At 43.1% G+C, this 320-nt stretch carries 1 protein-coding gene; it reads left to right on the forward strand.

The genetic code is table 11. The features are described 5' to 3' along the window. A partial coding sequence (locus R2R70_RS19465; protein WP_410978816.1) for a succinylglutamate desuccinylase/aspartoacylase family protein occupies window positions 1–320 on the forward strand: 320 nt, incomplete at both ends.

Here is a 320-nt window from a genome sequence, read left to right on the forward strand (position 1 = left end):
AGCCAACATGCATGGCGCCGAGGTACAAGGTAACGCGGTTATTTTTCAGCTGCTAGAGCAGTTAAAACAGCTCAATTTAAAAGGCGACATTACCTTAGTACCATATGCTAACCCTATTGGTTGCAATCAAAAATCAGGGGAGTTTACCCTTGGCCGATTCGACCCTATTACTGGCACTAACTGGAACCGTATGTATCACTACAATAGTGATTTAGTCACCCAGTTTGCCAAAGATCATAGCCAGTACGACGATGCAGCTTTAAAAGATAACTTTAAACAAGCCTTGCTTGATGAAATAGACACCAAACTTAACGGCCCCG

Origin of the sequence: Cobetia sp. SIMBA_158 (assembly GCF_046566945.1) — a bacterium.
Taxonomy (GTDB): domain Bacteria; phylum Pseudomonadota; class Gammaproteobacteria; order Pseudomonadales; family Halomonadaceae; genus Cobetia; species Cobetia amphilecti.